This is a genomic window from Paenibacillus sp. strain BS8-2 (assembly GCF_054483835.1).
In genome coordinates this window covers 3,178,635-3,194,682 of sequence record NZ_CM137010.1, presented here as the reverse complement: position 1 = coordinate 3,194,682, position 16,048 = coordinate 3,178,635, and the positions used below count along the sequence as shown (strand labels likewise).

18 protein-coding genes are annotated in these 16,048 nt (G+C 50.5%); 10 read left to right on the top strand and 8 right to left on the bottom strand.

Annotated elements, in window-relative coordinates:
• Positions 1 to 63 precede the first annotated feature (63 nt).
• The gene (gene thrC / locus ACX1C1_RS13660) at positions 64 to 1,461 is read right to left on the bottom strand and encodes a threonine synthase (protein WP_458952747.1); all 1,398 of its coding nucleotides are present in this window, start codon (positions 1,459 to 1,461) and stop codon (positions 64 to 66) included.
• Between the two features lie 219 nt (positions 1,462 to 1,680).
• Here thrC and ACX1C1_RS13655 point away from each other — a divergent pair, with 219 nt between their 5' ends.
• The 3 genes from ACX1C1_RS13655 to ACX1C1_RS13645 are packed head-to-tail and all read left to right on the top strand — an operon-like array spanning position 1,681 to position 4,861.
• Positions 1,681 to 2,277 (top strand): DUF4358 domain-containing protein, encoded by a 597-nt coding sequence (locus ACX1C1_RS13655; protein ID WP_458952746.1) that lies wholly within the window; start codon positions 1,681 to 1,683, stop codon positions 2,275 to 2,277.
• A 10-nt stretch (positions 2,278 to 2,287) separates the two neighbouring features.
• Complete coding sequence (locus ACX1C1_RS13650; RefSeq protein ID WP_458952745.1) at positions 2,288 to 3,694, top strand: MBOAT family O-acyltransferase; 1,407 nt, start codon at positions 2,288 to 2,290, stop codon at positions 3,692 to 3,694.
• A gap of 18 nt (positions 3,695 to 3,712) precedes the next feature.
• Entirely contained in the window at positions 3,713 to 4,861 is a 1,149-nt protein-coding gene (locus ACX1C1_RS13645; RefSeq protein WP_458952744.1) for a DHHW family protein, read from the top strand.
• 31 nt (positions 4,862 to 4,892) lie between these two features.
• On the opposite strand, the gene ACX1C1_RS13640 is transcribed toward ACX1C1_RS13645, so the two are convergent.
• Positions 4,893 to 5,771, bottom strand: a complete 879-nt coding sequence (locus tag ACX1C1_RS13640) for a DUF72 domain-containing protein (RefSeq protein ID WP_458952743.1) — start codon at positions 5,769 to 5,771, stop codon at positions 4,893 to 4,895.
• The gene (locus ACX1C1_RS13635) at positions 5,768 to 6,259 is read right to left on the bottom strand and encodes an MEKHLA domain-containing protein (RefSeq protein ID WP_458952742.1); all 492 of its coding nucleotides are present in this window, start codon (positions 6,257 to 6,259) and stop codon (positions 5,768 to 5,770) included. The genes ACX1C1_RS13640 and ACX1C1_RS13635 overlap by 4 nt, the downstream gene beginning before the upstream one ends.
• 165 nt (positions 6,260 to 6,424) lie before the next feature.
• Here ACX1C1_RS13635 and ACX1C1_RS13630 point away from each other — a divergent pair, with 165 nt between their 5' ends.
• A complete protein-coding gene (locus ACX1C1_RS13630; RefSeq protein WP_458952741.1) occupies positions 6,425 to 7,675 on the top strand; it encodes a carboxylate--amine ligase in 1,251 nt (416 codons plus the stop codon).
• A gap of 108 nt (positions 7,676 to 7,783) precedes the next feature.
• Here the strand turns inward: ACX1C1_RS13630 and ACX1C1_RS13625 are convergent, their stop codons facing one another.
• Together ACX1C1_RS13625 and ACX1C1_RS13620 are read right to left on the bottom strand one after the other, a co-directional pair.
• Positions 7,784 to 8,377 carry a thymidine kinase gene (locus tag ACX1C1_RS13625; RefSeq protein WP_458952740.1) on the bottom strand — a complete coding sequence of 198 codons (594 nt, stop codon included), beginning with the start codon at positions 8,375 to 8,377 and terminating at the stop codon, positions 7,784 to 7,786.
• A 37-nt stretch (positions 8,378 to 8,414) separates the two neighbouring features.
• Positions 8,415 to 9,206 (bottom strand): TerC family protein, encoded by a 792-nt coding sequence (locus ACX1C1_RS13620; protein WP_458957676.1) that lies wholly within the window; start codon positions 9,204 to 9,206, stop codon positions 8,415 to 8,417.
• A 339-nt stretch (positions 9,207 to 9,545) separates the two neighbouring features.
• Between ACX1C1_RS13620 and ACX1C1_RS13615 the strand changes: the two genes are divergently transcribed.
• The gene (locus ACX1C1_RS13615) at positions 9,546 to 9,857 is read left to right on the top strand and encodes a thioredoxin family protein (protein WP_458952739.1); all 312 of its coding nucleotides are present in this window, start codon (positions 9,546 to 9,548) and stop codon (positions 9,855 to 9,857) included.
• Positions 9,858 to 9,876: 19 nt separating this feature from the next.
• Here ACX1C1_RS13615 and ACX1C1_RS13610 read toward each other — a convergent pair whose 3' ends face one another.
• On the bottom strand, positions 9,877 to 10,506 hold the full coding sequence (locus ACX1C1_RS13610) for a M15 family metallopeptidase (RefSeq protein ID WP_458952738.1): 630 nt from the start codon (positions 10,504 to 10,506) through the stop codon (positions 9,877 to 9,879).
• Positions 10,507 to 10,641: 135 nt separating this feature from the next.
• Here ACX1C1_RS13610 and ACX1C1_RS13605 point away from each other — a divergent pair, with 135 nt between their 5' ends.
• From ACX1C1_RS13605 to ACX1C1_RS13585, 5 genes are all read left to right on the top strand, one after another.
• On the top strand, positions 10,642 to 10,896 hold the full coding sequence (locus ACX1C1_RS13605; protein WP_458952737.1) for a DUF6953 family protein: 255 nt from the start codon (positions 10,642 to 10,644) through the stop codon (positions 10,894 to 10,896).
• A gap of 204 nt (positions 10,897 to 11,100) precedes the next feature.
• A complete protein-coding gene (locus tag ACX1C1_RS13600; protein WP_458952736.1) occupies positions 11,101 to 12,327 on the top strand; it encodes an SPFH domain-containing protein in 1,227 nt (408 codons plus the stop codon).
• Between the two features lie 6 nt (positions 12,328 to 12,333).
• Positions 12,334 to 13,071, top strand: a complete 738-nt coding sequence (locus tag ACX1C1_RS13595; RefSeq protein ID WP_458952735.1) for a hypothetical protein — start codon at positions 12,334 to 12,336, stop codon at positions 13,069 to 13,071.
• A 36-nt stretch (positions 13,072 to 13,107) separates the two neighbouring features.
• Entirely contained in the window at positions 13,108 to 13,584 is a 477-nt protein-coding gene (locus ACX1C1_RS13590; protein WP_458952734.1) for a hypothetical protein, read from the top strand.
• Between the two features lie 55 nt (positions 13,585 to 13,639).
• Positions 13,640 to 14,071 (top strand): hypothetical protein, encoded by a 432-nt coding sequence (locus ACX1C1_RS13585; RefSeq protein ID WP_458952733.1) that lies wholly within the window; start codon positions 13,640 to 13,642, stop codon positions 14,069 to 14,071.
• Positions 14,072 to 14,110: 39 nt separating this feature from the next.
• Here the strand turns inward: ACX1C1_RS13585 and ACX1C1_RS13580 are convergent, their stop codons facing one another.
• Positions 14,111 to 15,145 carry an LLM class flavin-dependent oxidoreductase gene (locus tag ACX1C1_RS13580; protein WP_458952732.1) on the bottom strand — a complete coding sequence of 345 codons (1,035 nt, stop codon included), beginning with the start codon at positions 15,143 to 15,145 and terminating at the stop codon, positions 14,111 to 14,113.
• Positions 15,146 to 15,201: 56 nt separating this feature from the next.
• Entirely contained in the window at positions 15,202 to 15,972 is a 771-nt protein-coding gene (locus tag ACX1C1_RS13575; RefSeq protein WP_458952731.1) for a DUF4184 family protein, read from the bottom strand.
• Between the last annotated feature and the right edge of the window lie 76 nt (positions 15,973 to 16,048).

The following is a 16,048-nucleotide window of genomic DNA, read 5'->3' as shown; positions in this document are numbered from 1 at the left end:
CATTATACAAAAAACCGTCCGCGAATATCGCGAACGGCCATCAGCCCAGGCTGCTGTATTTAATTAAGCGTTATAGAACCCAATCAATTCTTTCGTGATCTCTTCCAGCTTGCCGTCAACCAAAGTCTGACGCTGAGGCTTATCGAACAATGAAGCGATTTGCACAGGGAACTTCTGCTCGATGCCGCAGAGACGAATCGCTTCATCGAACTTGGCTGGATGCGCCGTCGCCAGCGAGATACTGATCTCGCCCTCCGGTCCGCAGCGATCTGCCGCCGCAACACCACAAGCCGAATGAGGATCCAGCAGGTATCCGTATTTGGCTTGGTAGTCGGAGATCGTGTCCAGACATTCTTGTCCGGCTACGCCGTGAGCCCCGAACTCGGCTTGCACTTTGCTCAGCGCATGCTCGGAGATGCTGATCTCGCCTTCCGTCTTGAATTGCTCCATCAGACGACTCACCTCGGCAGCATCCTCATCCAGCACGTAATACAAATATCTCTCGAAGTTGCTTGCCACTTGAATATCCATGGAAGGGCTGTACGTCATGCGGAAGTCTCCTGGCATATACACACCTTCGTGGATGAAACGCTCAAGAATATTATTTTCGTTTGTTGCCAGGATCAGCTTGCCCACAGGCAATCCCATTCGTTTCGCCACGTAACCGGCAAAGATGTCGCCGAAGTTGCCCGTCGGAACGCTGAAATTGATTGGTTCCCACTTGCCTGTCGCTTTCGCCACTTGGAAGTATGAGTAGAAGTAATAGACCGTCTGTGCCAGGATCCGCACAAAATTGATGGAGTTGATCGCCGCCAAATGGTTGGTCGACTTAAAGTCCAGATCCGCGAAAAGCTCCTTGATCATGCGCTGGCAATCGTCGAAGTTTCCTTCTACGGACAAATTGAGCACATTGTTTTCCTGTACTGTCGTCATCTGAAGCTCTTGTACTTTGCTGACCTTGCCAGTCGGATGCAGAATACAAATCTTGATGCCTTCTTTGCCCTTCACGCCTTCAATCGCAGAAGCACCCGTGTCTCCGGATGTCGCGCCTAATATATGAATTTTTTTCCCTGTTTTCTTAGCAACGTACGAATAGAATTGTCCCATGAACTGCAGCGCAATGTCTTTGAATGCAAAGGTTGGACCATGGAACAGCTCCAGCAAATACAAGTCGTCACGGATACGGCGTACCGGCGTGACCTCAGGATCGCGGAATGTGCCGTAGCTAGCTTCGACCATTGCCTTGAGATCTGCCTCTGGAATTTCATCATTGGTGAAATGCGAGAAGATCGCGAGCACAAGCTCCTGATAGCTAAGCGACTGCCACTCCTTCAGCGTTTCTTGAGTTATGACCGGAATCTCCTTCGGAACCAGTAGACCTCCGTCGTCCGCAAGCCCCATCATAAACGCATCGATAAAGCCGATTGAACCAATTTTGCCTCTAGTACTGATATACTCCATTTTCGTCCTCCTACTGCTAGCGCTCCACGCGCGGAATTGCTCTTAGTAAGCATTCTATCACAGATGGGACGTGATCTGCGACCCCTTTGGATGAGCATCCGCTTTCCATAGCAAAAAAATCCATAAGCGCCTCGTATGCAACATTCCGTCAAGAGGGCTCGTCAGAAGCGGTGTACGTACAACTTAGAAGTCATTACGATTAACAAGGAGATGGAATCAATGAAAAAACGAGTTATGAACATGATGATGATTCTGGCTATGGGTATCGCGCTTGCCGCTTGCGGCGCTGATAACAATAAAGGAAATGCAGAACCAACTGCCACCAGCACGGCTACGGCTACGGCTACGGCTACTGAGACGGAAACACCTATAGCAGACAATGATACGAATGAGGGAAGCAACGGCGAAGGCGATAAGGAACCTGCCAAAGAAGGCACTTCTCGGTACGTCATCGACGAATTAGTTGACAGTAGCAATCGCCCTGCATTCATCGAGCCCGACGCAACAATGCTGCAAGATATGTATCAACTCGACGCTGGCTTGTTCCAAGACTACGTAGTTTTGATGCCTATGATGAACATCTCCACAACCGAGTTCGCCGTCTTCCAGGTGAAGGACGTCGAGGATATCCCCGCTGTAGAAGAAGGCATTAAGAAACGTGCAGCTGCCGTACAGAAGTCGTTCGAGCAATATTTGCCGGATCAATATGAGAATGCCAAAAATTATAAGCTTGTAACCAAAGGCAACTTCGTGTTCTTCGTCATCGCGGAAGATGCTGAAGACGTGGCTGCTAAGTTCGAACAAATCGTAAAGTGAACGAAGTCTGATGGTATTTAGCAGCCTATTGTTTCTGTTCCTGTTCCTGCCAGTCGTCCTGCTCTTGTATTATGTATCGCCTTGGCGCATCAAAAACCTATTGCTGTTTATGGCTAGTTTAGTGTTTTATGCGTGGGGAGAGCCCATCTATATCGTATTAATGTTATTCTCCACATTGACGGACTATCTATTTGGCTTATTGTTAGACAAACCAGGGATGAATGAGCGCAGCCGCAAGGCTGTGCTCGTGTCGTCCATACTCGTTAATTTAGGTGTACTCGGCTTCTTCAAATACGCAGACTTTCTTATCGGCAATGTCAACGCGGTAATCGGCACGTCGATTCCGCTCACTGATCTGCCGCTGCCTATCGGTATTTCGTTCTACACGTTTCAGTCGATGAGCTATATCATTGATATTTACCGCAGACAAACGAAAGCACAGCGCAACTGGGTTGACTTCGCCACGTTCGTATCACTGTTCCCTCAGCTCGTTGCGGGACCAATCGTACAATACAACACGATTGCGAAACAACTACGCGAGCGAACTGTCGATTCCGCTATGTTTGCCGAGGGTATACGGCGTTTCACGATCGGTCTCGCCAAGAAGGTGCTGCTTGCCAACAATATCGGGATGCTCTGGCAGGATGTTTCGGCGTCAGGGGGGTTCGAGGGCATGCCGGCACTTACGGCTTGGATCGGCATCATCGCATTTGCGTTCCAGATCTACTTTGATTTCAGCGGGTATTCGGACATGGCTATCGGACTCGGGCTGATGTTTGGCTTCCGGTTCAACGAAAACTTCAACAAACCATACACGGCAACCAGTATGACCGATTTCTGGCGACGATGGCATATCTCGCTTGGCGCCTGGTTCCGGGATTATGTTTATATTCCGCTCGGAGGCAATCGATCAGGTCTCTTCAAGCAACTGCGCAACATCCTCATCGTATGGATGCTAACGGGTATTTGGCACGGAGCCAGCTGGAATTTTCTCTTCTGGGGTCTTTACTTTGGCGTCATCCTGATCGCGGAAAAATTATTTGTATTACGTCTCCTGAAGAGCTGTCCGCGTTGGATCAGCCACCTGTACGCAATCACGCTGATTCTAATCGGATGGGTGCTGTTCGCATTTGAGGAAACAGGCGACATCACGGCATTCCTTGGTACGATGTTCGGCGGCAGCGGCGTATGGGCCGACCAGCACACTTTCTACTTGCTTTATACAAACGCCATTTTGCTTATTCTGCTCGTACTGGCTTCACTTAATTGGAATCGCTCATCTGCGCCTGCAAAAGGTGACAACGCTACTCTATTCCGTTCTCTTGCAGGTCTAGGCTGGCATGCGCTATTGCTAATCATGTCTGTCGCCTACCTTGTCGATGCCACGTTTAATCCGTTTCTATATTTCCGCTTCTAGCAGAGAGGAACTTCACCTATGACGACCAAATGGACAGATCGGCTCTATATCGGCGGCTTCCTCTCCTTGCTTGCCGGTCTGCTGCTAGTGTTCGTACTGCAGCCCAAGACCATCTTCTCGGAACTGGAGAATCGTAATTTGCAGGATAAACCTGAATTGACGTGGGAGCGTATCTGGTCCCAAGATTATGCCAAGGATGCAGAGCTGTATGTAACCGACCACTTCCCGTTCCGGAACTCATTCATCGCCGGCAAGTCGCTCCTAGAGCAGCTTCGTCTGCAGAAAGAAAACAACGGGATATTCCTCGGCGACGATGGTTATTTGCTCGAATCATTCGCCAAACCAGACATGAACGAAGTAGGTTCATATGTAGATGCTATAGGTCAATTCGCCACGAATCATCAAGGTGCCGGCATCACGTTTATGCTGGCGCCTAACTCCATTGGCTTGTATCCGGAGCGTCTGCCATGGCTCGCCGATGCCTATCCACAACAGGAAGTACATACGTTGGCGGAACAGAGGCTAAGCAATCGTCTAACGTTCCTTGACGGCTTCACTTTCTTATCTGGGGCGGATCGTGATCGCTCACTTTATTACCGCACGGACCACCACTGGACCACATATGGCGCATATCTCGCTTATCGTGCTTATGCCGATTCGATGGGCTGGGAGCCGCTTGCGGAGCAAGACTTTAATATTCAGACGGTATCGGACTCGTTCCTGGGCAGCTATCATACCAAAGGTCAATTCGGCGGTACCACTCCTGATTCCATCGAAATGTACGAGCCTAAGAACAACCTCGCCGTTGAGATGTATATTGCCGATACGGACGAAACTAGAGACTCCTTATACGACGAGAGTTTCCTTAGGAAGAAAGACAAATACGCATACTTCCAAGGAGGGGTGCATGCGCTCGTTACGGTCACAAGCGATCACCAGGTGGGAGAGACCGACCTCGACAAGCTGTTGATCGTCAAGGATTCCTATGCCCACAGCGTGCTGCCGTTCCTAACCAACCACGTTAATGAGCTGCATATGATCGATATTCGTTATTACAACGGCAGCATCAGCGATTACATGGAGCAGAACGATATTACAGACGTCCTGTTCCTCTTCAATACATCGACGTTTGTGCAGGAGAGAAGTTTGCTGAAGCTTAAGTATTGAGGGAATACCGCTAGAATACCAATAACCCGGGCTAAAAGAGCTCGAGTTGTTCCGGCGGGGGAGGCGGCGATTCCAGCGGGTCTCCTCCGCCAGGCTTCGTTAGTCCAAGCATCGCCATCAACCTTTTGGCATTGCCGGCAGCATGACCGCCGGAGTTATTGTTGAAGATGACCGCTACCTGCTTGGACTGCTTGGCGAGCGTCCTAAGTTTCCCTTCCCACTCCTTAAGCTCCGAATCCGAATAGTGGTACAAGTAACGAACCTCTCGCCAATTGGGCCCGCCCCCGTTATTCCAATTCGCAACGTTGCGTCCATGGAACCGGACGATGGTCGTCTCTGCATCCGTAACCTCAAGCACCTCAGGAATACTGCCGATGCCTGCCTGTGGTTCGTCGCATACGCTATGGATCCAGCCCTCTCCGCGCATGAAATCAAGACTCCGCTCTCGCATGGAGCCCTCGAACCAACTCTGATGACGGAATTCGAGCGCACAAGGGAACCCTTCCATTCGGCGCTTCATCTCCCGTAGTTCCTTTACGTTTTTGTTCACGCAGTCGAACCAAGGCGGGTACTGAAATAGCGCCGCCGTAAGCCTCCCGCTCTCCAGCGCGGGCTCGAGCATGCGGCAGAACGCCTCAGTCATCGCCGCCGAATCATTGCCTGCGGCAGCCGGTCCCCGCTGATGGCCCGTCATGCCTTGATAGGCTTTGACTACGAAGGAGAGAGTTGACGGCGTGCCGCTCACCCACGCTTCGAACCGTTCCCGCGGCTGGATGGCATAGAACGTGCTATCCACTTCCACGACGGGGAAGTGGCTGCCATAAACGTTCAGCCTGTCCCCTTGTTTGGTCCCGGCCGGATACAGCGTATCGTGATCGCCCCAACCGGCGAGACCGATGGAGATAGTCATCCCCCATCGCCTCCTTTTAGATCCTCCAGTCGCCGATACTCCGCAAACGTAGCCGCTTGTCCGCGGGTGACGCCTTCATCGTCGATCAGGTTCCATACGGTCGCACCCACGATATAGAATCGTTTGCCCGTGCTGGAAACGCGAATGCCGGTATAATCGTCGACATACCCTCGCTCCGCCACTTTGGCGAGAAACCGGGCCCTCTCCTCTCGCTCCATGGGCTCCGCAGTCAACCTGGACGGCGTCCTCGTGAACGTATCCCAATCCATCTCCCAAAGCTGCATCGCGCTTTCGTTTCCGTAGTTGAGCACGGGATCGAGCTCCGTATCGTGCGACAGTACAACCGATGTCGCATGTTCGATTATTTCCGCTGGATCTGCCCCTTCCGGGATTTCCATTAACGCCTTGCCCGTTAATCTCCTATAGCTGTCCAGAAGCAGCCGGGCATGTTTCTCCCTGGAGCCAATACCTCTGATTTCATCCGCCATGTCTCGCCCTCCCCTTGTTCCCTTATGTTCCCATCATGCCCGAACGGCATAGGGATTTCAAGCTGCAGCCCCGCTACAAAAATTAAGTTGTAGATTGGCATTGTTAAGGATTAGACTGTAGACTGAGATCATACGACTATATAACTTACCGAACAAGGAGATACCATGACCAACAACGATTTTCTGCCTATCATACTCGGAAGCGATGAGAACGCATATGGCAACGTTAGACTCATCCACGAGGCATATGGGATCAAACCGTTGCTGCTGTGCAGCCGATTGTTAATCCCAACTATGAATAGCAAGCTGTTCGATCTCGTGCGGTTCGATGATTTTGACCGTGATGACGTTTTCCCGGGAGCTCTCCTGTCCATCTTACAGAAACATGCATCACCCAACCGCAAGCTGATCGTTATCCCTTGCTCAGACTATTACGCCGGGTTGCTAACACGTCATTACGACAAGTTCAAAGGGCTGATCGCCAACCGGTTCATCTCTCGCGAGCTTCTCGACACGCTCGATACGAAGGACAAGTTCTACAAGCTATGCGAGCAGTACGGACTGGACTATCCCAAAACAATCGTATGCGAGCCTCAAGAACGCGAAAGCGCGCTGGATCAAATGGAATTCCAATTTCCGATTATTGTGAAGCCTGAGAACAGCAACGCATACGCCTATTTGCACAGTGAATTCGAAGGCAAGAAAAAAGTGTTTTTCTTCAAAAATAAAGAAGAATACTACACGATGGTCCGCAGCATGAACAAATCCGATTACGAAGGCAAGCTGATCATTCAGGAGTTTATACCTGGCGAGGATAGCTCCATGCGTGTCATCAACAGCTTCTCCGACAACGATGGCGTTGTGAAGATGATGTGTCTTGGACAGCCTGTGCTGGAGGAATACGCACCTAAGACATTAGGCAACTATGCGGCGATTATCTCACGCTCCGATATGGCCATCTATCACAAGATTAAGACCTTCCTTGAGCAGATCGGGTATGTGGGCTACTCCAACATTGACATGAAATACGACAGCCGCACTGGCAAATACATGCTGTTCGAAATCAACCCGCGTCTCGGAAGAAGCAGCTTCTTTGTACGATCGGCGGGCTTGAACATGATCACAGCCATGATTGACCAAGTCGTCTACGGCAAAAATTCAGACTGTGTTTATGGCAACCAAACCGGCATGTGGACCAACGTACCAAGAGCGGTATTGCGCAAATACGTGACGGACCCAGCTTTAACGAAGGAAATTGATGGACTCTTCAAGCAAAAGAAAGTACTCTATTCGATCTGGTACAAAAAAGATCTGAATCCGAAGCGGATCCTGCGCATCTCCAGATATTATTACAGCCACGTCAAAAACTTTAACCTTTATTATTACGACAAAAAGAAGGCTAATGCTCTGGATTAGATGATGTGAAATGATCTGAACCGCGTAACATGCAAAAAAAGCTTCCAGGTCCCGTTATTATTGCGGGTCTGGAAGCTTCTTTGCTTATTGGTACTGCATTGGCTAGCTCTATACTTCAGTAGCCGGTTCAAAAGACCGGTTGTAGCACTTCCGACAGACGGGCTTATAATCCTCATTGCCGCCAATCTGGATTTGAGCACCGGAGTTCTCCGGCTTGCCATCGCGGAAACGAATGACCATCGTTGCTTTGCGGTCGCAATACCAGCAGATCGTTTTGATCTCCTCGATTTTGTCCGCATGCACGAGCAGATTGTAGCTGCCTTCGAACAGCTGGTTCTGAAAGTCGTTCTTAAGCCCGAACGCCATGACCGGGACCCCAAGCTCGTCCACCACTCGAGTAAGCTCCAGAATGTGATGACGCTTCAGAAACTGAGCTTCGTCGATCAGCACGCAATAGATTCTGCCCGAGGATGCCATCCTCTCCTTCACGCTGTCGTACATATTCATGTCCTCGGCTACCGGAATCGCTTCACGCTCGAAGCCTACGCGCGAGCCGACCCGATCTACGCTGCCCCTTGCGCTGACGGAAGGAGAGTAGATCAAGACCGGCTTGCCCTGCTCCTCGTAGTTATGAGCTACTTTTATAATCTCAAACGACTTGCCGCTGTTCATTGTACCGTATTTGTAATAGAGCTGTGCCAAACGAGATCTCCTCCACTATCATTAAACGTGGATCTTATTATACCGCTTTGACAGCTTTTTTGTCTTTACCTTCTTTGGTGCCGGACAAGAACCAGCCCGCTAGCGCGATTGCGACTAACACACCGTAGAAGGTAAGCTTCCATCCAGTCGACTCTGCGAAATCATGCGGGATAACATGCAACGAAGGATGTGCAAGTGTATGAACAGCCAACTTGACGCCAACCCAGCCTACGATACAGAACGCTGCGATTTCAAGACTAGGTCTGCTCTCGAGCAGCTTGACGAACAAGGTAGCCGCGAAACGCATAATGAGAAGTCCAACAAATCCGCCTATAAAGATAACTGCGAAGTGACCACCGTCCATGCCGCCAATATTCGGCAAGCCCGATGCAGGCAACGCAACTGCCAGCGCTACCGCTGCAAGAATCGAGTCGATTGCGAATGCAATATCTGCAACTTCTACCTTGAACACCGTCATCCAGAAGCCGCTCTTTTTCTTCTCCTTGCCGCTAGCCTTATCGGCATCCGCCTCGCCCTTCTTGACGACGAGCTTTCGGAAGATATGATTAAGCGCTATAAAGAGTAAATACAAGGCGCCGATCGCTTGCACCTGCCATACATCGACCAGGAACGAGATAACAAACAACGAGAGGAAACGGAAGACAAACGCTCCAGCTAAACCATAGAACAATGCGCGCTTACGCTGATCGTCCGGCAAATGCTTCACCATGATCGCCAGCACGAGCGCATTATCAGCCGCCAGCAATCCTTCTAGTGCAACCAATACGAGCAGCACCCATCCATACTCTAACAATAATCCTAATTCCATGTTCATGCCCCCCATTTTGGTTTTCATTCTCCGCACACTTCCTCTATCCATCCATACACGCAAAAAAGACCTTTGCCACCATACGCGAATACGCGATAGTTAGCAAAGGTCTCGCAAACAACACCAGTATTGGTGTTGCCAATAAAGCCGGAGAAACAAGTTTCTCGTAATGACGACTTTATTGTTGCAGCTACTCCCCTTTGGAGGTTATGAACAGATTCCGTGTTGCACAGAGGTTCATACGGGGATAGGTTCCGTTGGTTTCAAAAATAATTTTAATTTTTTTGCGACGATTGATATGATGGTTCAATAAGAACTAAGAAAGGATGAACTGGACCGATGTCACTGACCGAATTGGACGAAAAACAATTAATGGCACTCGCGTCAGCCGATGTTGGCAGAACTGCTGTACTGTTTACGACTCCGCTATGCGGAACTTGCAAGGTAGCCGAACGAATGCTGGAAGTTGTTGAAGCTGCAGGTGCGAATTATCCGCTCTACAAAACAAATATTAACTTTACGCCGCGCCTCAGGGACCAGTGGCAAATTGCAAGTGTGCCCTGCCTTCTGCTTGTGCGCAATGGGAAATTGGTGAGCAAAGAATACGCCATGCGTTCCGTCGATTATTTGTACGGATTGTTGAAAGAATAGCGCACTACTCCTTGCTGTCTTACTCTTTCTGCTGCTCCGGAGGTCGGTAGCCGCGCTGAAGCTCGGATATCGAATAACCGAAGTCCATCTGGAGATGGGGATAATCTTTGAATGATTTCCAATCACCGCCCCAGCTGAAGCCTAGGTTCTTAGCAACCGCGACGACTTCGTGCCAGTCTGACTTGCCGTTCCGATTGCCATCAAGCTCCATGTCCCACACGATACTGCCTTTCTTGGTACGTATAGCGAAATCGACGGCAAGCCCATAATTGTGATAGGAGCCGCCGCCACGCACTTGCGTAACGATGGGGCCTTTGCCTGTCCTTCCTTGTGCATACAGCTTGTCCTGTTCGTCATGACTGCGGAAGCTGTCGGTAATTACAATCGTAATGCCCAATTTAGCAGCGCTTTCTACAAGCTGGTCCGTCTTCTGCTTCACGATAGGATGCAGCTCCGTAATGGGAGGCGCAGGCTTGCGCAAGAATGGGACGTATCGTCCCAGATGATCCGCATTTTGTATTGCGATTGTCGCTCCAATAGATATCACGAACAACAGCAGCAATACACCACGCAATCGCCTAACTCGCCTAGTCGGACCTCTCTCCGGCAATCTCGACGGCGGCTGCGGCAACGGCTGATAGGATGGCATTCGATAGTGTCCTCCTTTGCCGTTGGCTTACAATTGGCTTAATCGGATTCCAACCGTTATACGTCTACAACAAATAGTAAATGACCAAGCTGCTTAAAGCAACGTGGCCGATGAGAAAGGAAGGAATTTCACTTTATGAGCGAAGCTAACGTTACAGCAATTGCATCGTGGATGTTTGCTGCATTAAAAGATAAAGGTATGTTATATCAAGCAGATGCGGTAGAGCATATTAGGAAACATTATGGGGAAACATACATCTACACCAATGACAGCGGACACGCTTCCATAGACAAGGAAGTCAAGAAAGCTTTCAAAAAAATGCATGGCGGGAAAGCCGCCTGGGATCGTGACGCCTTTTTCTGGGGATGGACCTCGGCGATTAAGGAATAACATGCCATAGGCAATACGCATTCGAAGACGATAATAAGCCGGAGGAGCGAAAGACGCTTCTCCGGCTGTTTCTAATGCCGCCAGCTGGGCAAATATAGTCCTTAATCCCTATCAATCTCCTAAATCTATAGCCCTCGACATTGATTTCGATTACTATAGTAAGAGATTGCAATGGCACAAATCTCCAATATAGGGGTGAAAGCAATGGCTTTAATCGAAGTCGTGAAATATGACGGTCCTTCTGATGTGTACGCATGGAAATTCCCAGATCAAGAACTGGGAACATGGACCCAATTAATCGTCAACCAATCTCAGGAAGCGATCCTGTTCAAAAGCGGCAAAGCGCTTGACAGTTTCGGCCCTGGCCGGCATACGCTCAGCACGGCGAACATTCCCATACTAAATCATATCATCAATCTACCGTTCGGCGGCAGATCGCCGTTTACAGCCGAGGTCTGGTATGTCAACAAAATCAGCACCATCGATATGAAGTGGGGGACGAGCACTCCTCTTCAAATTAAAGATCCCAAATACAATATCCTCGTTCCCGTTCGCGCGTTCGGCCAATTCGGACTGACCATTGAGGATAGTCGCAAGTTCCTTCTTAAGCTTGTCGGCACGGTTCGCGAGTTTACCAGGGACGAACTGAGCAAACATTTGCGCGGCGTCGTCATGATGAACATTACGGGCATTTTGACGAGCTACTTGCTGCATAAGGGAATAAGCACGCTGGAAATCAATGCTTACGTCCGGGATATTTCAGCTCACGTGGAGCGCGAGATCGCGGTGGAGCTTGAAGAATTCGGGATCAAACTACATCATTTTTATTTCGAAAATATCAATGTGCCCGAGGACGATCCTTCTATCGCCCAACTTCGCAAGGTTCTGAACAAACGACTGGAGATGGACGTTGTTGGTTATTCGTATCAGCAAGAACGCTCTCTCGACATATTGGAAGGAGCCGCAACCAACCCAGGGAGCGCGCATCCCCTATTCATGAGCGCCAGATTAGGCGACGCCTTTGGAGGAGCATTGGGCAGCCAAATGACGCATGTAACGGGAGCCATAAACGCTGCCCCGACCGGATCGTCGTGCGCGAATTGTCATACCGCGAATTTGCAAGGGGCGATGTTCTGCAGCGACTGCGGCACTAGCTTGACGGCGCCGGTAACACCCCCTCCGCTTACTGTTTTACCGCACGTATGCGATAAGTGCAGCAAGCCGCTGGTCGCGAGTGCCAAGTTCTGCGCGCATTGCGGCGACCGCTATCATGCCTGCCCGTCTTGCGGCGCCGATACGCCGGAAGGCAGCTCTCACTGCAAGGATTGCGGAACTTCCCTGCCCAAGTCCTGCGTCAGTTGCCAAGTGACGATCGACGGCAGCGCCCGCTTCTGCAATCATTGCGGCGCCGGACAAGCGCAAGGAGGGTAAGCCGTCATGAAGAGCCGAAACCAAACGTCGATCGCGGCGTTTGTCATCTATGTTGCGGTAGCCGTTCTCACACTGGTTACCGTTTGGACCTTAAGTCCGCTCCCGGCGGGAGATATCCGAAGCCTTGCGGCGATTTTTGCTTTGTTAATGGCGGAAACGATCGCATGGAAGTACGTCTCCATCCTTCTCCAGGGCGGGCTTCGCTCCTCGATCGCTTCTTTCGCGGCTTTCGGATACGTCGTCGCGACATACTGGCTTGGCACCATTATCGCAGCTTGTTTCGTCTTTCTTCCGTCCGTGCTCTATTTGAGCATTCAGGCGTTGCTTTTCTTGGGGTTCGCTCTTGCGGGAGGCATTCTGTATCTGTCGAACAAACATATCAGCGGCGGAGAGCGCAGGGATGACCGACTTACATCCGACTGGGATGATTTGCTCCGAGACGCTCAGAACGCCAAGAATATGCTGATGTTATGGGGCGAGGTTGAACGCCGCATGCTGGAACGGGAAATTGATCAACTGGTCGATTCCATCCGCTTCAGCGATCCTGTCACCGTTCCCGAGCTGGCCTCAGTCGAATACACCATTCAAATCGAGCTTCGCCTGTTGACGGACAAGCTCAAGTCTAGAAGCGGCCAGGGCTATGCTGAGCAATCGGCCTCCGTTCCGGAGCTTCGGCGTACGATTACCGGGCTGGAGAACGTCATCAAACAAAGAAACCAACAGCTTATCGCCAGCAAGGGTTAGGAAAGGAGCAGCAGCGTGCGCGTTCTTGGAGCTATCATGTTTATCATTGGAATTTTGGTGGGCGTTACCATGTTCCTGCCCGTGCTCGTCATCATATTTTTGCAAAATAACGATACGGCATCCACAGCCGTTGCGGCTATCGTTTTGTGTCTCTTTCTAGGAGCCCCTTGTTTTTTGCTTGTTTTTTTTGGAGCCCGATTGTTTCGGAGAAAGAAGCCGACATCGGAGGTCCGGCTTGCAGGAGCGGCGCCGGCTACTCCTTCCAATTCCTACTCGGGTTATGAACCAAAAAGCGGCGCACCGGATCAAGTAGATGAGTGGTTGAAACATCTAAACAAGCGAGCAAAGGAATTAAACGAACAAAAAAAATCGCTTCCATCGGTCAATACCAAAGCTTCGTCTCCACAGCCTCAAAAGGCTAAAACCGCCATATGCAAAAACTGCGGAGCTTCAAAAGTGGTTGCCCCCGGTCAACCAGAAGCCTGTGACTATTGCGGTACGTTATTGAATTGATATCACAAACTATGAATAAAGTAGGTGCATCATCATGCGCGTATGGGGCATAATCATGATTATGCTTGGAGTCTGCATGGCCTTGCTGCTTATTCTCGCAATGATAGGTATGAGTTTAAGCGAGAGCGATATGGAGGATTCTAACACTTTTGCGGCTTTTCTTGCAGTGCTTTTTGGCATCCCCTCCATCCTCCTCATCAAATATGGAAGAAAGCTCGGCCGCAGGCAAGCGCATGCAGACGAGGAGACGGACGGGGCTCATTCAACTACCGCGCATTCCATTCATTCGACGCCCAATTCGGAAAGGCTCGATGCCTCATCTATTGAACGGGCGAAACCTACCATGCCGCTCCGCAGGGTTCAGCCGACAACGATGGCTTCCGGAAATCCGAAGCCTCGAACCATTGCATGCAAAAACTGCGGCGCCTCCAAAACCTTATTAAAGGGACAAGAAGCTTCCTGCGACTATTGCGGCACAATACTATAAAGAGCGGGCTCCGAAAAAGGGAGCACCGCTCTTTTTACCTTACAAACCCGCAATAATCTCGTAAGAACGCGCACGCGCGTCATGGTCATAAATATGGGCGGCGATCATAATTTCATTCGCGCCGGTTGCCTCGATATATTGCGTCAGCTTTTCCTTGACCGTCTCTGGACTGCCCGCAATCGAGGAGCCTAGCTGCTGCTGGAGCATATATTTCTCCTGCTGCGTCCATAGTGCTTCCATATCCTTGACTGGCGGCTGCAATGGACCTGGACGTCCGCGCACGAAACTAAGGAACAGCTGCTGCATCGAAGTTGCTAGATAAGCCGCTTCTTCATCAGTGTCCGCTGCGACTACGTTTACTGCTACCATTCCATACGGTTCGTCCAGAACTGCCGACGGTCGGAAGGAACTGCGATACAACTTCATCGCCGGCACGGTATATGTCGGTGAGAAGTGACCTGCGAACGCAAACGGCAGACCAAGTTGACCTGCCAGCTGCGCGCTAAAGTCGCTGGAGCCTAACAGCCAGATCGGGATTTCTGCACCTTCACCCGGAATCGCTCGTACGGCCATCGCCTTCTCGAAACCTTCGGGATCAAGAAATGCGCGTAGCTGCTCTAACTGATCCGGAAAATTACCGCCATGCGTACCGCGTTCACCTCGAAGAGCTGTGGCGGTTAGCTGATCCGTACCTGGTGCGCGACCAAGACCAAGATCGATACGTCCTGGGAAAAGTGCTTCGAGCGTGCCGAATTGTTCGGCAATGACAAGAGGTGCATGGTTCGGAAGCATAATGCCCCCCGCTCCAACACGAATATGTGAGGTGCCTGCGGCAACGTGGCCGATGACGACCGATGTAGCTGAACTGGCGATGCTCGGCGAATTATGATGTTCGGCGAGCCAGTAACGATTGTAGCCCCAGCTTTCGGCTTTTTGAGCCAAATCCCGCGAGTTGCGAAGCGATTCTGCTATCGTACCGCCTTGAACGATTGGTGCGACATCCAGCACAGAAAACGGAATGCCATAAGTGGCATGGTTTTTGTTCGGCTGGCGCTGTGGTTCTTTATTTGCCATCATCATCACCTGCTGACTTTAGAATACTGTAATTTTATTATATACAGTTTTTGAAGTCAAATCTTGTTTCGGGGAACGATCCACGGACCGATCAAGATCGACGCCACCAAGAGGCCGAGCAGGCTGCCCGTTATGGTAGACACGACGAGCATCCCAATGAGATTGGAGCTGTCCGAAAGCGATAGCTTTAGGACCACGGTCAGAATCATAATGCCAGCTGTAATAGACCAGTAACCGATTTTTGCCCCCCGCGAGATCGATGTAGGTTTGTTGGATACACTTAGCTCTATACTTCGAAATAGAAAAACAATAACGATGATCTGCACCGCTAATCCGAGAAGGGATGAACCGTGCTGCAGCAGCTTGTACACCGGAAAACCTAACAACTCCTCTTGCAGCAGGCCGATTCTAGCGGCGAAATAACCGGAACGGTGTGTAAAGGCATCTACGAACACATGCGAAACGAAGCCGATCGCGACCGACAACAGAAACAGCAGCAGATCTTTAACTGTCCGCATGCGCCACTCGTATCGATTGATTAGCTCCTTAGCTCTAGCATCCATCCTCCCGAAAGCAGATGGCAGGCATGCCGCAAGGGGCTCTTTGATCATGAAATGAAAGATGAGGGCAAGCGTTACGCTGAACGGAAATGCGATACGGAACAATCCTTCGAGCGAATGTCCAATCGTCTCTCTAGGTTCCAGCGCCATAAAATATTCGAAATCGGGCGACATGCTTCCCAGGATCAAACCCGTTAAACTAAACAATCCCGGTTTCGCCAGCTTCAGCGGCGCCGCATAAAGCGGGTGGGCGAACGTAAACGGCAATTCATCTCCCCCTAGTCGGTTTCCAATTTTGTGCTCATCGTCTTCCCATTGTACTATAATGAGAGTTAACAGTCGT

Excerpts from the sequence above, each read along its gene's own strand:
- ACX1C1_RS13655 (WP_458952746.1), top strand. The coding sequence starts at position 1,681 with ATGAAAAAACGAGTTATGAACATGATGATGATTCTGGCTATGGGTATC.
- ACX1C1_RS13650 (WP_458952745.1), top strand. The coding sequence starts at position 2,288 with ATGGTATTTAGCAGCCTATTGTTTCTGTTCCTGTTCCTGCCAGTCGTC.
- ACX1C1_RS13615 (WP_458952739.1), top strand. The coding sequence starts at position 9,546 with ATGTCACTGACCGAATTGGACGAAAAACAATTAATGGCACTCGCGTCA.
- ACX1C1_RS13640 (WP_458952743.1), bottom strand. The coding sequence starts at position 5,771 with ATGACTATCTCCATCGGTCTCGCCGGTTGGGGCGATCACGATACGCTG.
- ACX1C1_RS13595 (WP_458952735.1), top strand. The coding sequence starts at position 12,334 with ATGAAGAGCCGAAACCAAACGTCGATCGCGGCGTTTGTCATCTATGTT.
- ACX1C1_RS13585 (WP_458952733.1), top strand. The coding sequence starts at position 13,640 with ATGATTATGCTTGGAGTCTGCATGGCCTTGCTGCTTATTCTCGCAATG.
- ACX1C1_RS13600 (WP_458952736.1), top strand. The coding sequence starts at position 11,101 with ATGGCTTTAATCGAAGTCGTGAAATATGACGGTCCTTCTGATGTGTAC.
- ACX1C1_RS13605 (WP_458952737.1), top strand. The coding sequence starts at position 10,642 with ATGAGCGAAGCTAACGTTACAGCAATTGCATCGTGGATGTTTGCTGCA.
- ACX1C1_RS13590 (WP_458952734.1), top strand. The coding sequence starts at position 13,108 with ATGTTTATCATTGGAATTTTGGTGGGCGTTACCATGTTCCTGCCCGTG.
- ACX1C1_RS13630 (WP_458952741.1), top strand. The coding sequence starts at position 6,425 with ATGACCAACAACGATTTTCTGCCTATCATACTCGGAAGCGATGAGAAC.
- ACX1C1_RS13620 (WP_458957676.1), bottom strand. The coding sequence starts at position 9,206 with ATGGAATTAGGATTATTGTTAGAGTATGGATGGGTGCTGCTCGTATTG.
- ACX1C1_RS13645 (WP_458952744.1), top strand. The coding sequence starts at position 3,713 with ATGACGACCAAATGGACAGATCGGCTCTATATCGGCGGCTTCCTCTCC.
- ACX1C1_RS13580 (WP_458952732.1), bottom strand. The coding sequence starts at position 15,145 with ATGGCAAATAAAGAACCACAGCGCCAGCCGAACAAAAACCATGCCACT.
- ACX1C1_RS13610 (WP_458952738.1), bottom strand. The coding sequence starts at position 10,506 with ATGCCATCCTATCAGCCGTTGCCGCAGCCGCCGTCGAGATTGCCGGAG.
- ACX1C1_RS13635 (WP_458952742.1), bottom strand. The coding sequence starts at position 6,259 with ATGGCGGATGAAATCAGAGGTATTGGCTCCAGGGAGAAACATGCCCGG.
- thrC (WP_458952747.1), bottom strand. The coding sequence starts at position 1,461 with ATGGAGTATATCAGTACTAGAGGCAAAATTGGTTCAATCGGCTTTATC.